The sequence below is a fragment of the Streptomyces sp. NPDC005070 genome, assembly GCF_053600395.1.
In genome coordinates this window covers 1-14,028 of record NZ_JBSFZS010000054.1, presented here as the reverse complement: position 1 = coordinate 14,028, position 14,028 = coordinate 1, and the positions used below count along the sequence as shown (strand labels likewise).

General features: G+C 67.9%; 12 protein-coding genes. 3 read left to right on the top strand and 9 right to left on the bottom strand.

Translation table 11 applies throughout. The annotated features are described in order from the left end of the window. Positions 1 to 50: 50 nt before the first annotated feature. Both ACWEBX_RS19815 and ACWEBX_RS19810 read left to right on the top strand, forming a co-directional pair. Complete coding sequence (locus tag ACWEBX_RS19815; RefSeq protein ID WP_451886134.1) at positions 51 to 1,088, top strand: ABC transporter ATP-binding protein; 1,038 nt, start codon at positions 51 to 53, stop codon at positions 1,086 to 1,088. Positions 1,089 to 1,114: 26 nt separating this feature from the next. Continuing rightward, positions 1,115 to 2,161: an ABC transporter ATP-binding protein gene (locus tag ACWEBX_RS19810; protein ID WP_451886133.1), complete on the top strand. Its 1,047-nt coding sequence runs from the start codon at positions 1,115 to 1,117 to the stop codon at positions 2,159 to 2,161. Between the two features lie 133 nt (positions 2,162 to 2,294). On the opposite strand, the gene ACWEBX_RS19805 is transcribed toward ACWEBX_RS19810, so the two are convergent. From ACWEBX_RS19805 to ACWEBX_RS19795, 3 genes are read right to left on the bottom strand one after another with little or no spacing between them, the layout of a single operon-like run. Next, complete coding sequence (locus ACWEBX_RS19805) at positions 2,295 to 2,702, bottom strand: VOC family protein (RefSeq protein WP_451886132.1); 408 nt, start codon at positions 2,700 to 2,702, stop codon at positions 2,295 to 2,297. Positions 2,703 to 2,705: 3 nt separating this feature from the next. Next, on the bottom strand, positions 2,706 to 3,218 hold the full coding sequence (locus ACWEBX_RS19800) for a DinB family protein (protein ID WP_451886131.1): 513 nt from the start codon (positions 3,216 to 3,218) through the stop codon (positions 2,706 to 2,708). After that, a complete protein-coding gene (locus ACWEBX_RS19795) occupies positions 3,215 to 3,661 on the bottom strand; it encodes a VOC family protein (protein ID WP_451886130.1) in 447 nt (148 codons plus the stop codon). The genes ACWEBX_RS19800 and ACWEBX_RS19795 overlap by 4 nt, the downstream gene beginning before the upstream one ends. 155 nt (positions 3,662 to 3,816) lie before the next feature. Here ACWEBX_RS19795 and ACWEBX_RS19790 point away from each other — a divergent pair, with 155 nt between their 5' ends. Continuing rightward, positions 3,817 to 4,551, top strand: coding sequence for a class I SAM-dependent methyltransferase (locus tag ACWEBX_RS19790; protein WP_451886129.1), 735 nt, complete (start codon positions 3,817 to 3,819; stop codon positions 4,549 to 4,551). Positions 4,552 to 4,808: 257 nt separating this feature from the next. Here ACWEBX_RS19790 and ACWEBX_RS19785 read toward each other — a convergent pair whose 3' ends face one another. From ACWEBX_RS19785 to typA, 6 genes are all read right to left on the bottom strand, one after another. Then, positions 4,809 to 5,975: an ABC transporter ATP-binding protein gene (locus ACWEBX_RS19785; protein WP_451886128.1), complete on the bottom strand. Its 1,167-nt coding sequence runs from the start codon at positions 5,973 to 5,975 to the stop codon at positions 4,809 to 4,811. Positions 5,976 to 5,988: 13 nt separating this feature from the next. Then, positions 5,989 to 7,050 (bottom strand): ABC transporter ATP-binding protein, encoded by a 1,062-nt coding sequence (locus ACWEBX_RS19780; RefSeq protein WP_451886127.1) that lies wholly within the window; start codon positions 7,048 to 7,050, stop codon positions 5,989 to 5,991. 9 nt (positions 7,051 to 7,059) lie between these two features. Then, on the bottom strand, positions 7,060 to 8,040 hold the full coding sequence (locus ACWEBX_RS19775) for an ABC transporter permease (RefSeq protein WP_451886126.1): 981 nt from the start codon (positions 8,038 to 8,040) through the stop codon (positions 7,060 to 7,062). Between the two features lie 94 nt (positions 8,041 to 8,134). After that, positions 8,135 to 9,943 carry an ABC transporter substrate-binding protein gene (locus ACWEBX_RS19770; protein WP_451886125.1) on the bottom strand — a complete coding sequence of 603 codons (1,809 nt, stop codon included), beginning with the start codon at positions 9,941 to 9,943 and terminating at the stop codon, positions 8,135 to 8,137. 156 nt (positions 9,944 to 10,099) lie between these two features. Beyond that, the gene (locus tag ACWEBX_RS19765) at positions 10,100 to 11,134 is read right to left on the bottom strand and encodes an ABC transporter permease (RefSeq protein WP_451886124.1); all 1,035 of its coding nucleotides are present in this window, start codon (positions 11,132 to 11,134) and stop codon (positions 10,100 to 10,102) included. A gap of 760 nt (positions 11,135 to 11,894) precedes the next feature. Then, positions 11,895 to 13,802: a translational GTPase TypA gene (gene typA, locus ACWEBX_RS19760; protein WP_451886123.1), complete on the bottom strand. Its 1,908-nt coding sequence runs from the start codon at positions 13,800 to 13,802 to the stop codon at positions 11,895 to 11,897. Between the last annotated feature and the right edge of the window lie 226 nt (positions 13,803 to 14,028).

Here is a 14,028-nt window from a genome sequence, read left to right as displayed (position 1 = left end):
ACCCGCCGACCGCAAGCTACCCCCTCGCATCACCCCCCAGGAGCGTCCCCGTGACGAGCACCGATCAGCAGCCCTTCCTGTCCGTCAGGGATCTGAAGGTCCACTTCTCCACCGAAGACGGCGTCGTCAAGGCCGTCGACGGTCTCACCTTCGACCTGGCCAAGGGCAAGACGCTCGGCATCGTGGGCGAGTCGGGCTCGGGCAAGTCCGTCACGAACCTGACGATTCTCGGTCTGCACGACCGTGAGCACACCGCCATCGACGGCGAGATCCTGCTCGAAGGCAAGGAGCTGCTGACCGCCTCCGAGCGCGAGCTGGAGCGGCTGCGCGGCAACAAGATGTCGATGATCTTCCAGGACGCGCTGGCCTCGCTGTCGCCGTACCACACGATCGGCCGGCAGATCGGCGAGACGTACCGCAAGCACACCGGTGCCTCCAAGAAGGAGGCCCGGCTGCGGGCGATCGAGATGCTGCGGCGCGTGGGCATCCCGCAGCCGGACATCCGGGTGGACGACTACCCGCACCAGTTCTCCGGCGGTATGCGCCAGCGCGCGATGATCGCGATGGCACTGGTCTGCGACCCCGAGCTGCTGATCGCGGACGAACCGACCACCGCGCTCGACGTCACCGTGCAGGCCCAGATCATGGACCTGCTCAAGGACCTCCAGCAGGAGTTCGGCACCGCCATCATCTTCATCACCCACGACCTCGGCGTCATCGCCGACATCGCGGACGACGTGCTGGTGATGTACGGCGGCCGCTGTGTGGAGCGGGGCACCAAGAAGGAGGTGCTGCGCGCGCCGCAGCACCCCTACACCTGGGGCCTGCTGGGCTCGATGCCGAGCCTGGACGGACCGGTCGACGTGCCGCTGTCGCCGATCCCCGGCTCGCCGCCCTCGCTCCTCAACCCGCCGTCGGGCTGCCGCTTCCACCCGCGCTGCACCTTCGCTGAGAAGGTCACGGACGGCTCCTGCTCCACCGAGCAGCCGCCGCTCCAGGTCACGGACGGGCGCGGTGCCGCCTGCCACCTCACGGCGGACCAGCGCCGCGACTTCTTCGCCGACCTCGCCGCGACGCGGTCGCACTGACGTAACTGAGACGGGACTTCACGATCATGAGCAACACGAACCCCCTCCTGGACGTCACCGGACTGACCAAGCACTTCCCGGTGATGGGCGGCTTCCCCTTCAAGCGGAAGATCGGCGCGGTCCAGGCCGTGGACGGTCTCGACTTCCAGGTCGCCGAGGGCGAGAGCCTCGGCCTGGTCGGCGAGTCCGGCTGCGGCAAGTCCACGACGGGCCGGCTGGTCACGCGTCTGCTGGAGCCCACCGGCGGCAGCATCAAGTACCGCGGTCAGGACATCACGCACGCCGGCCGCAAGCAGCTCGCGCCGGTCCGCTCCGAGATCCAGATGATCTTCCAGGACCCGTACGCCTCGCTGAACCCGCGGCAGACGGTCGGCAAGATCATCTCGGGTCCGATGGAGATCAACGGGATCAACCCGCCCGGTGGTCACGAGAAGCGCGTCCGTGAGCTGCTGGAGACGGTCGGTCTCAACCCCGAGCACTACAACCGCTTCCCGCACGAGTTCTCCGGCGGTCAGCGTCAGCGCATCGGTGTGGCCCGCGCGCTGGCCCTGAAGCCGAAGCTGATCGTCGCGGACGAGCCGGTCTCGGCGCTCGACGTCTCCATCCAGGCGCAGGTCGTGAACCTGCTCCAGGAGCTCCAGCGGGACCTGGGCATCGCGTTCCTGTTCATCGCCCACGACCTCGCGATCGTGCGGCACTTCTCGCAGCGCGTCGCGGTGATGTACCTCGGCAAGATCGTCGAGATCGCCAACCGCGAGGACCTGTACGACAACCCGCGCCACCCGTACACGCGCGCGCTGATGTCCGCCGTTCCCGAGGCGACCGCGGACGACGTCCCGGCCCGTGAACGCATCCTGCTCAAGGGTGACGTCCCCTCGCCGCTCAACCCGCCGTCGGGCTGCCGCTTCCGCACCCGCTGCTGGAAGGCGACGGAGAAGTGCGCGACCGAGGCTCCGCCGCTGGTGCAGATCTCGGGCAGCAACGACGGCCACCTGACGGCCTGCCACTACCCGGAGACGACGGAGACCGTTCCGGCCCAGCGTCTCGCGAAGGACTCCGAGGCGGCGGTCTGACACACCCCTTTGCGTCAGCCGCCACCTTCAGGAACCGACTTTCCCGGCCCATTGACCCGAGCCCATGAACGCCGGTTCCAGGGGAACGAAGGCCCGCACCTCCCGGTGCGGGCCTTCTCTCGTGCAGGCCCGGCTAGGGCGTGTCCGACAATTCCAAGTCCCCGCGTTCCATGCAGAATTCGTTGCCCTCGGGGTCCGCGAGGAGAACCCAGCCGCTGCCGTCGGGGCGGATGTGGTCGGCGACGCGGCGGGCGCCGAGGGAGATGGCGTGTTCGGCCTCCGCGTCGCGGGTGCGGCCGTGCGGGGTCAGGTCGAGGTGGACGCGGTTCTTGACCGTCTTGCCCTCGGGGACCCGCACGAACAGGAGGGTCGGGCCACCGGCCGGGTCCTCGATCACCGCCTCCGGGTCACCGGGCTTGTCGTCGTCGTTCAGCGGCCGGCCGAGCAGCCTGCTCCAGAACAGCCCGACATCGTAGGGATCACCGGAGCAGTCGAAGGTGATCGTACGGATGGTGGGGTGCGACAACTGCGCTTCTCCCATGGTCTAGTCTCCCGTCCGGCCGTCGGCCAGTTCGCGCAGGATGTCGAGGTGGCCGTTGTGGCGGGCCGTCTCCTCCACGAGGTGGAGGACGATCCAGCGGAGGTCGACGTGGGTGCCGTCGCGCCCGGCCCGCTTGGCCTTCGTGTCGAGGTCGTGCTCGGCCACCAACGTGCGGTAGCGGGCGCTCTGTTCCTCGTACTCGCCGAGAAGCTGCGCGAGCGGGAAGTCGACGGCGATACGCATCTCGCGGTCGGGGTCCTCGTCCGTCCAGGGCCCCTCGTCCTCCTCGCCCAGGAAGACCACCTGGAACCAGTAGTACTCGACCCAGCGCAGATGGTTGATCAGCCCGCTCAGGGTCATCAGCGGGGACCCGGGCAACGGAGCCTTGCGGGCGTCCTCGGCCGAGACGTCCTCGCACTTGGCGCGGGCGGTGGCACGGGCGTAGTCGAGAAACGTGGCCAACTGGGAACGCTCGTCCCAGTCACGGGGCCTGTCCGTACGTGTCTGTGAAGTCATCGGGGTGAAGCATCCCGGCCGGGGCCACTCGATGTCGAGCGATTAACGCTCCGTTCCTCCTCCCGCCGGGCCACGAGTTCGGCCTCGAAGCCGTCCGGGTCCTCCAGGTAGGCGGCGTAGTGGGCGGGGCCGCCCGCGTGGGGGTGGGTTTCGGGGAACAGGAGGGTCCAGCCGTGGTCCGGCGCCTCGGCGACGAGGGTGTCGAGCTCGGCGCGGCCGGCGACGTGGAAGGCGAGGTGGTTCAGTCCCGGGCGCAGCCGGTCGTGGCGGTCGGCGGTCAGGGCGGGGGACTGCTCGAAGACGAGGTAGGTCTCCCCCGTCCGCCAGCTCCGGCCGTCCGGCCAGTCCTGGTACGGCGTGTATCCGAGCCGCTCCAGCAGCCAGCCCCAGGAGCGTACGGCCCGTCCCAGATCCGGTACCCACAGCTCGATGTGGTGCAGCATCTCGTCCCGATTCTCGTGAGCGGTGTCGGAGCCCGTCGAACCCCGGCTCCCCTTTCCTCGTCCCTTCAACCTGCCATTCTTTCCCCGTCACTTGCTCACCGGTTCCTTTCCGATCAGTGGTTTCGTGAGGCCGCCGGGGCTGAGAGACTGCTGTGATGGCTGACCGATCGTTCAGTGACGTCTCACTCGCCGCCTTGTACGACACGCTGAATCCATGGGGTCCGAGCGACGACTTCTACCTGGATCTGGTGATGTCCGCGCGGTCCGTGCTCGATGTCGGATGCGGGACGGGACGCTTGTTGGCGCGTGCGCGGGAGGCCGGTCACGAGGGGCGGCTGTGCGGGCTGGATCCCGCCGCGGCCATGCTGGTCCAGGCGCGCGGGCAGGCGGACGTCGAGTGGGTGCTCGGGGACCTCGGATCGGTGCGCTGGGAGGGGGAGTTCGACCTCGTCGTGATGACCGGGCACGCGTTCCAGGTGCTCGTCGGCGACGAGGAGGTGCGCTTCGCGCTGGCCGCCGTACGGCAGGCCCTCGGAGACGGCGGGAGGTTCGTCTTCGAGACCCGCAATCCCGCCGTCCGGGCGTGGGAGGGGTGGCGGCCGGAGCGGGCGCGCGAGGTGAGCGACGCGCACGGGGATCCCGTACGGGTGTGGCACGAGGTCGAGACGCCGGTGCTCGGGGACCGGGTGACGTTCAGCGAGACCTTCGAGCACCCGCGCTGGGGGTGGCCGCGGGTCAGCCGCACCACGCTGCGGTTCCTGGGCGCGGACGCCTTGAGGACGTTCCTCGGCGAGGCCGGGCTGGTCGTGCGCGAACAGTACGGCGACTGGGGGCTCCGGCCGCTCACCCCCGCCGCCCCCGAGATCATCACGGTCGCCGGCCCGGCCTGACCGCCCCGGCGGCTCACTGGGCCATGACAGCCCCCTCGGCCGAGGAAGGGACGCCCGCGAGCGGTCCGGACCTCCCCGACCGGGGGCGGCCCCCATTCGGCCGTCCGGGGCGGCCCCGGGCACCCGGTGGCCGACGGACCCATGCACCGCCCCGCGGCCCGCGCAAGGGAGCGGGGACCCACGCGCGTTCCGCGGCCCGCGCAAGGGAAGGGGCCCGCGCGTCCGGCGCGGGCCCCTCCTCCGTACGGCAGGCCGTCCTAGGTGGCCTCGGGTGCGTCCTCCAGGGCCACCAGGGCCGGGTCCAGGACGATGTCCTCGTCGCGGGCCTCGGTGGTCGGCTCCTCCGGGAAGTGGCACGCCGTCAGATGGCCCTCACGGTTGCCCGCGATCCGGACGAGCGGCGGTTCCTCGGTCGCGCACTTGTCCTGCGCCTTCCAGCAGCGGGTGCGGAAGCGGCAGCCGGAGGGCGGGGAGATGGGCGACGGCACATCGCCCGCGAGGCGGATGCGCTCCCGCGGGGGCTTGTCGGACTCCTCCAGTTCGACCTCGGGGACCGCGGAGAGCAGGGCGTGGGTGTAGGGGTGCCGCGGCCGGGTGTAGATGGACTTCCGGTCGCCGACCTCGATCACCTTGCCGAGGTACATGACGGCGACGCGCTGCGAGAAGTGCCGTACCACCGCGAGGTCGTGGGCGATGAACAGGAACGCGATGCCCAGTTCCCGCTGCACCTCCTGGAGGAGGTTGACGACCTGCGCCTGGATGGAGACGTCCAGTGCGGAGACCGGCTCGTCGGCGACGATCAGCTTGGGCTCGGACGCCAGCGCGCGGGCCACACCGATGCGCTGGCGCTGGCCGCCGGAGAACTCGTGCGGGAAGCGGTTGTAGTGCTCGGGGTTCAGACCCACGATCTCCAGCAGCTCACGAACCCGCTTCTCGCGACCGCCCGCCGGGTTGATCCCGTTGATCTCCATCGGCGCGGAGATGATCTTGCCGACGGTCTGCCGCGGGTTCAGCGACGAGTAGGGGTCCTGGAAGATCATCTGGATCTCGGAGCGGACCGGCGCGAGCTGCTTGCGGCCGGCGTGCGTGATGTCCTGGCCGCGGTACGAGATGGTGCCGCCCGTCGGCTCCAGCAGGCGGGTGATCAGGCGTCCGGTCGTGGACTTGCCGCAGCCCGACTCCCCCACCAGGCCGAAGCTCTCGCCCACGTGCACCGTCAGGTCGATGCCGTCCACCGCCTGCACCGCGCCGATGGTGCGCCTGATCGGGAAGCCGCCCTTGACCGGGAAGTGTTTGACCAGGTTCTCGACCACGAGCAGCGGCTCGCCGGAGCTGTCACCGGCGGCGGCGCGCGGGGCGGGCAGCGTGGCCGCGCCCGCCGTGACGTCCTTCTCGACGTCTTCCTTCGCGACGTCTTCCTTCATCTCGCTGTTCTCCCTACCGCAGCCGGGGCTTGATCTGCTCGACGAAAATGGTCTGCTTCTGCTCGGCCGTGAGGTGGCACGCGCCTCCCCGGCCCGCCGGCAGCAGCGGGAGTTCGTCCACGCACCGCGAACCCCCGACCTCGCCCCGGAACGTGCAGCGGGGGTGGAACCGGCAGCCCGACGGCGGCCTCAGCAGGGAGGGCGGCGCGCCGGGGATGGGGGCGAGCGGCGTATCGAGGTCCGAGTCCAGCCGGGGCATGGAGTTCAGCAGGCCCCAGGTGTAGGGGTGCTGGGGCGAGCGCAGCACCTCGTTCACCGTGCCGCGTTCCACCGCCCCGCCCGCGTACATCACCATGATGTCGTCGGCCATGTCCGCGATGACGCCCAGGTCGTGCGTGATGAAGATGATGGCCGAGCCGAACTCCTGCTGGAGGTTCTTCAGGAGGTCGAGGATCTGGGCCTGCACGGTGACGTCGAGCGCGGTGGTCGGCTCGTCCGCGATCAGCAGGTCGGGGTCGCAGATCAGCGCCATGGCGATCATCGCGCGCTGGCGCATACCGCCGGAGAACTGGTGCGGATAGTCCTTCGCCCGTTCCTTGGGGTTGGGGATGCCGACCTTGCCGAGCATCTCCACCGCGCGGTCCCAGGCGGCCTTCTTCGAGGCTCCGGTGTGCTTCCAGAACGGCTCGGCGATCTGCCGGCCCACCGTGTAGTACGGGGAGAGCGCCGTGAGCGGGTCCTGGAAGATCATCGCGGCCTTGTTGCCGCGCACCTTCTCCAACTCCGACTCGCGGGCGGTGATCAGCTCCTGGCCGTCGAGCACGATCTCGCCCTCGACGGTCGTGAACATCGGGTTGTGCAGGCCGAGGACCGTCAGGTTGGTCACCGACTTGCCGGAGCCCGACTCCCCCACGATGCCGAGCGTCTTGCCCCGTTCGAGGTCGAAGGAGAGACCGTCGACGGCCTTGACGACGCCGTCCTCGGTCTTGAACCGGACGTACAGGTCGCGCACCGAGAGGAAGGCACCCGAGCCCGCCGGGGTGCCGGCGCCCGATTCCTTGGTCAGAGTGGTCACGGATTGCTCCTAGGACAGCCGCACGCGCGGGTCGATGAAGGCGTAGCAGGCATCCACGACGATGTTGAACAGCAGGATCATGGCGGCGGAGAAGAGCATCACGCCCAGCAGCAGCGGAAGGTCGCTGAAGAAGACCGATTCCACGGCGAGTTTGCCGAGGCCGGGGAGTCCGAAGGTGTACTCGGTGATGATCGCGCCGCCCAGCAGCGAGCCGAGGTCGATGCCGAAGATGGTGACGATGGGGATCAGGGATCCGCGCCAGGCGTAGCGGAAGAAGACGTACTTGCGCGACATGCCCTTGGCCCGGGCGGTGCGGACGTGTTCCTCCTGGAGCTGCTCGATCATCGACGAGCGCGCCATACGGGTGTACTGCGAGGCGAAGATCGTGGAGAGGATCACCCAGGGGATGATCAGTCCGCTGAACCAGCTCACCGGGTCCGCGGTGAAGTCGTTGTAGGCGGGCTTGTCGAAGAGGTGGCTCTGGTAGACGAGGGCGGCCAGCGCCAGCGGGCCGAGGAAGTAGATCTGCATCGAGCTGAGCACCATCGCGCCGGCGGTCACCGTCTTGTCCACGAGCGTGCCGCGCTTCCACGCGGCGAGCATGCCGGTGCCCAGACCCACGAAGAGGAAGCAGACCGCGGCACCCAGCGTCAGCGACACCGTGGTGGGCAGGCGGTCCATCAGCGTGCCCCAGACCTCTTCATTGGTGTGGTACGAGTACCCGAAACAGGGCGCGGGGCACGGACCCTGGTCGAAGCCGTTGCTGCCCAGCACGAGGTTGTGCAGGAAGATCCAGTACTGCTCCGGGATCGACTTGTCGAGGCCGAGCACGTGATGGATGTTCGCGAGGTTGGCAGGCGTGCATGTCTTGCCGCACATCAGCAGGCCCGGGTCCCTCGGCATCCCGAAGAACAGCAGGAACGCGACGATACTCAGCAGGAAGAGAATGACGGCGGCGCCGAGTGTCCGGCGAATGAGGAAGCGCAGCATGGCAGGGGCAGCTCTCAGACGTCAGCGGGCCCGGCGGGGCCCGGCGCGTCACCCTCGCCGAGGGCGATCGCGCCGGGCCCCGTCGAAGCGACGGTTACTTGACGAACAGGCGACGCGGGTCGACGCCACCGATCACGTCGTCGTAGACCAGGCCGCCGACCTTGGAGCCGGCGATCTGGGTCTGCTTGTAGTAGCCGGTCGGGACGACGTTGACGACGTCCTTGACCAGGTACTGGTCGACCTTCTCCCACTCGGCCGCGCCCTTGACCGGGTCGGTGATCTTGTTGATGCGGTCGATGTCCGCGTTCACCTTGGGGTCGTTGACCTGCGAGTAGTTCTGCGCGCCGTCGGCGATTCCGCGGCCGTCGTACAGCGGCGGGATCACGGTCGAGGCGGACGGCCAGTCGGCACCCCACGCGGTGTGGAAGATGTCGTAGTTGTTGTCCAGCTTGCTGACCTGGTCGTAGTAGGTCTCGGCCGGGATCTCCTGGCGCTGGACGTCGAACCCGGCCTTCTTCAGGCCCTCGGCCATGGCGGTGGAGTACTGCTGGCCCTCGGGGGTGTTGATGTAGCCGAAGGTCAGCTTCATGCCCACCTTGCCGGCCTTCTTCAGCAGGGCCTTGGCCTTGACCGGGTCACCGGCCGGCTTCTTCTTCTTGCCCCACGGGTCGAAGGAGGCGTCGTAGCCGCTGACGGTCGGGCTGATCAGACCGCCGGCGACCTCCATCGCGTCGGTGCCGCCGTAGGCACGCACGAACGGCGTGACCGGCAGGGCGTAGGCGATGGCCTCGCGGATCGTCTTGTCCTTGAGGGCCGGGTGGCTCAGGTTGATGTTCATCTGGCCGACGTAGGGCTGGAAGCCCGAGACCGTACGGGACTTCATCTTCGGGTCGGCGAGGACCTTGGAGAGGTTGCCCGCGTCGACCTGGTTGTTGAAGCTGATGCCGGTCTGGTCGGCGCCGGTGTCCGCCAGCAGCGTCTTGGTGGACGTCTCGTACTGCTGGTTGAACGTGATGTTGAACTTGTCCACGTACTGGTGACGGATCGGGTCGGTCTTCGGGTCCCAGTTGGTGTTCTTCACGAGGACCATAGACTTGCCGGACTTGAACGACTCGATCTTGTACGGGCCGGTCGTGACGGGCGCCCGGTCGTACTTCGTCTTCGTGTCACCCTTCGCGGAGACGACCGCGTAGCCCGCCATGGCGAGGGCGTACGGCAGGTCGGGGTGCGAGGTCTTGAACTTGAAGACGACGGTTTTGTCGTCCGGCGTCTCCAGGATGGTGTCCGGCAGGTGCTTGCCCTTGTAGGGGCCGTCCTTCAGCAGCTTGCGGTAGTCCGCGCCCGGAGTGTCGGCGAGCCACTGCTGGATGTAGGGCGGGCCCTGGTTGATGAACGGGGCGAACATGCGCTCGAAGGTCTGGCGGACGTCCTTGGACGTGATCGCCTCGCCGTTCGCGAACTTGATGCCGTCCTTGAGCGTGTACTTCCAGGTCTTGCCGCCGTCCGTCGTGGTGCCGGAGTCGGTGGCGAGGTCGCCGACGATCTCGTGCTTGGAGCCGTCGTCGCTCGTGGCCTTGTAACCGGTCAGACCACGGTGGAGCAGCGTGGCGAGGGAGCCCTCGTCGGAGACGTAGATCTGGCCCGGGTCCAGGTGCGCGTAGCTGTCACGCTGGAGGACCTCCATCGTGCCGCCGCTCTTGGCGCCGGGTACCTCGGCCGCGGGGCCGGTGGAGTCGGCGGCGTTGCCGAACTTGATCGACGCCTGCTGCCGCTGCGCGTTCTCCTTGTCCTTGTTGTCCTTGTTCCCGTTGTCGCTGCCGCCCTTGCTGCAACCGGTGAGCACGAGAGCTCCCGCCGCGAGCACTGAGATTGCGGCGTATGCGTGGCGTCCGCCCCTACTCATCACTCAGATTCCTACCCATCTGTTGTCACCGGTGCGAACAAGTGCACCTGTGGTGCCGCCGAGTTGCGGTCTGCGGTCTTCGAACCAGTGATCTGACATTGAGGTGCTGTGGAGGTGCCGTTCGAGATCGGGGCGAAGGCGCCCACAACTCTGTGGTCAGCGAGCCGTCTTGGGATCGAAGGCGTCCCTGACCGAATCCCCGAGCAGGTTGAACGCGACGACGAAGATGATCATCGAGACGCCCGGGAAGAACATGTAGGTGATGTCGTTCTGGAGGACCAGTTCCGTCGAGGCCTTGGAGAACATCTGTCCCCAGTCGGGCGTCGGTTCGACGATTCCGACGCCGAGGAACGACAGACCCGCCTCGATCGTCACGAAGTTCGGGAGCAGGTAGGTGGTCTGCACGAGGAGCGGTGTCACCACGTTGGGCAGGACCTCCTTGCGGATGATCCGCCAGGGGGACGCCCCGCTCACCTTGGCCGCTTCGATGAACTCCCGTTCGCGCAGGGAGAGCGAGGTTCCCCGTAGGATGCGGCCGAGACTCATCCAGCCGAGGAACCACTGGACGACGATCAGCGCGACCACCCGCACATAGGTCGGGGTCTCGTCGCGCGGACTCACGAAGAGCGAGACCACGACCGGCATGCTCGCGATGAAGAAGAGCTGCGAGGGGAAGGCCAGCAGGAAGTCGATGACGCGGCTGATGGCGTAGTCGGCCCTCCCGCCGACGTAGCCCGCGGTCACTCCCAGCAGGATGCCGGTGATCACGACGGTGACCGTCACCGCCACGGAGATCATCAGCGAGGTCCGGATGCCGAAGATCAGTTTGGTGAAGACGTCATAGCCGTTGCCCGGCTCCAGGCCGAACCAGAACTCGCTGCTGATACCGCCGTTGGGCTGGAGCGGCACGCCGGCGCTGTCGAACAGCTCGGGACGTTCGTCCGCGTACACCGTGTACGGATTCTTGCCGTACAGCTTGGAGATCAGCGGGGCGAGCAGCCCGACCAGGAAGAAGAACCCCACGACGTAGGCGGAGATGACCCCCGAGCGGTCCCGTTTGAAACGGGTCCACATCAACTGGCCGGGAGACCGGCCGACGAGCTGGTCACCCTCGGGTTTCGTGGTCGCCGCCTGCCCGCCGTGCACGACGACCGGTTCCGCGCCGTCCTCAGTCTCGATAGGACTCGTCACAATTCGCCCATTCCGCAAGTGTGGGTGTGCCGTACCCGGCCGCGCCGGTCCGCCGGAGCGGATCGGGCCGTGCCGAGTCGGCGGCCGTCACCTGGCGTGCCCGGCCACCGTTCGGTTCAGAAGAGACGTCGATCGCCCGAAGTCGCCCGGAAGTCCCAGCGGGACGCGCGTAGTTGAAACCACGTCACGGTCCGTCGGGCCGGGCGCAGGCGCCGGCCCCCGCGTCAGTACGCGGTGGCGCGGATCAGGGTTCGGTACTCCGCGCCGTCGTCGCGGACCGCGGGGGACGATGTGACCCACAGGGCGTTGATGACACCGCACATGGGTACCTCCTCATGACTCAACCGGTGCACGGACAGGAGGGGTACTGGTTGACCTCCGACACCCCTGACGAAGGATCAAGTACCCCACTGTGCTCGTGAGTCGACGCTGTCCCCACAGCGCATGACCCATTGACCCGAGCGTTACGCGGCTAACTATGTGACATGAGCCAGATAACCGACCACAGCCTTTAGGTCTCGGTTCCATCACAGCTGCCGCGTACATCTTCCAAAACTTGGACAAAATGATCTGCGGGAGAAGCCCCCGAAACGGACGTGTTACATGCGTATCGGTCCGGCCGCACCGCATTTCGGACACGCGAGGACGGAAATGGGTGGCAAAAAAAGCCCGGGTGCCCCCATGCGGGGGCACCCGGGCTCAGGTCGCCTTTGGATCAGCCGGTCGGTGCCGGCGGATCAGCCGTGCTTGGCGCGGTGGATCAGCCGTGCTTGGCGCGGCTCGCGGTGCGGCCGCGCTCCTTCTGGTCGAGGACGACCTTGCGGATGCGAACGGCCTCCGGGGTCACCTCGACGCACTCGTCGTCGCGGCAGAACTCAAGGGACTGCTCAAGGGAGAGCTTGCGCGGCGGGACGATCGCCTCGAACGTGTCGGCCGAGGACGACCGCATGTTCGTGAGCTTCTTCTCCTTGGTGATGTTCACGTCCATGTCGTCGGCGCGGGAGTTCTCGCCGACGATCATGCCCTCGTACACCTCGGTGCCGGGGTCGGTGAACAGCACACCGCGCTCCTGGAGGTTCGTCATCGCGAACGCGGTGACGGCGCCCGAGCGGTCGGCGACGAGCGAGCCGTTGTTACGGGTCGTCAGCGTGCCGAACCACGGCTCGTGGCCCTCGTGGATGGAGTGGGCGATGCCCGTGCCGCGCGTGCCGGTCAGGAACTCGGTCCGGAAGCCGATGAGACCACGCGAGGGAACGACGAACTCAAGGCGGACCCAGCCGGAGCCGTGGTTCGACATGTTGTCCATGCGGCCCTTGCGGACACCCATGAGCTGCGTGACCGCGCCCATGTGCTCCTCGGGTACGTCGATCGTCATGCGCTCGACCGGCTCGTGCACCTTGCCGTCGACGAGCTGCGTGACGACCTGCGGCTTGCCGATGGTCAGCTCGAAGCCCTCGCGGCGCATCTGCTCGACCAGGATGGCGAGCGCGAGCTCACCGCGGCCCTGGACCTCCCAGGCGTCCGGGCGCTCGGTGTCGAGCACGCGGAGCGAGACGTTGCCGACCAGCTCGCGGTCGAGGCGGTCCTTGACCTGGCGGGCGGTGACCTTGCGGTCCTTGACCACGGACTTGGCGTCCGCGCCCTTGCCCGTGCCACCACGGCCCACCATCGGCGAGGTGTTCGTGCCGATGGTCATGGAGATCGCGGGCTCGTCGACCGTGATCAGCGGCAGCGCGATCGGGTTCTCGGTGTCGGCGAGGGTCTCACCGATCATGATGTCCGGGATACCGGCGACGGCGCAGATGTCACCGGGGCCGGCCACCTCGGCGGGCTTGCGGGTGAGCGCCTCGGTCATCAGCAGCTCGGTGATGCGCACGTTGGACATCGCGCCGTCGCGCTTGATCCACGTGACGGTCTGGCCCTTGCGCAGCTCGCCCTGCTCGACGCGGAGCAGCGCGATACGGCCGAGGAAGTTGTCGGCGTCCAGGTTGGTCACGTGGGCCTGGAGCGGCGCGGACTCGTCGTAGGACGGGGCCGGGACGGAGTCCAGGATCGTGGAGAAGAACGGCTCCAGGCTGTCGCTGTCGGCCGGGACGGTGCCGTCCTGCGGCTTGGTCAGCGAGGCCACACCGTCACGCGCACACGCGTAGACGATCGGGAACTCGATCTGGTCCTCGTCGGCGTCCAGGTCGAGGAAGAGGTCGTACGCCTCGTTCACGACCTCGTCGATGCGCGAGTCCGGGCGGTCCGTCTTGTTGATGCACAGGATCACGGGCAGGCGGGCCTGCAGCGCCTTGCGCAGCACGAAGCGGGTCTGCGGCAGCGGACCCTCGGAGGCGTCGACCAGCAGGACCACCGCGTCCACCATCGACAGACCGCGCTCGACCTCACCACCGAAGTCGGCGTGGCCGGGGGTGTCGATGATGTTGATCGTGATGGCGTCGCCGCCATCCTTCGGGTGGTACTTGACCGCCGTGTTCTTCGCCAGGATCGTGATGCCCTTCTCACGTTCCAGGTCGTTCGAGTCCATCATGCGGTCGTCCAGCGACTCTGCGGCGTGCGCGGCGAAGGCACCGGCCTGCTTGAGCATGGCGTCGACCAGAGTGGTCTTGCCGTGGTCGACGTGGGCGACGATGGCGACGTTGCGGATGTCGTGGCGCGTGGCCATAGTGAGGCGCTTCTCCCGGAGTGAGTGGACGGCCTCCGCATCCGCGGGGCCACTGCCGGGCTGAACACGCCACGGCCTTACCCCATGGTACGTGGCCTTGACAGAAGCGGCCTCCGCAGGGCCACCGGGGGCCGTCGAGGAGGTCCTCACCGGTCCGCCGCGCATCCCGGACGATTCGACGCAAGGCTCAAATGTTGATCAGATAAGTCGATCAAGTTGTCTGATG

Bases quoted from the DNA above. Each gene is read 5' to 3' on its own strand.
- ACWEBX_RS19770 (WP_451886125.1), bottom strand. From the start codon at position 9,943: ATGAGTAGGGGCGGACGCCACGCATACGCCGCAATCTCAGTGCTCGCG.
- ACWEBX_RS19805 (WP_451886132.1), bottom strand. From the start codon at position 2,702: ATGGGAGAAGCGCAGTTGTCGCACCCCACCATCCGTACGATCACCTTC.
- ACWEBX_RS19810 (WP_451886133.1), top strand. From the start codon at position 1,115: ATGAGCAACACGAACCCCCTCCTGGACGTCACCGGACTGACCAAGCAC.
- ACWEBX_RS19790 (WP_451886129.1), top strand. From the start codon at position 3,817: ATGGCTGACCGATCGTTCAGTGACGTCTCACTCGCCGCCTTGTACGAC.
- ACWEBX_RS19800 (WP_451886131.1), bottom strand. From the start codon at position 3,218: ATGACTTCACAGACACGTACGGACAGGCCCCGTGACTGGGACGAGCGT.
- ACWEBX_RS19795 (WP_451886130.1), bottom strand. From the start codon at position 3,661: ATGCTGCACCACATCGAGCTGTGGGTACCGGATCTGGGACGGGCCGTA.
- typA (WP_451886123.1), bottom strand. From the start codon at position 13,802: ATGGCCACGCGCCACGACATCCGCAACGTCGCCATCGTCGCCCACGTC.
- ACWEBX_RS19775 (WP_451886126.1), bottom strand. From the start codon at position 8,040: ATGCTGCGCTTCCTCATTCGCCGGACACTCGGCGCCGCCGTCATTCTC.
- ACWEBX_RS19785 (WP_451886128.1), bottom strand. From the start codon at position 5,975: ATGAAGGAAGACGTCGCGAAGGAAGACGTCGAGAAGGACGTCACGGCG.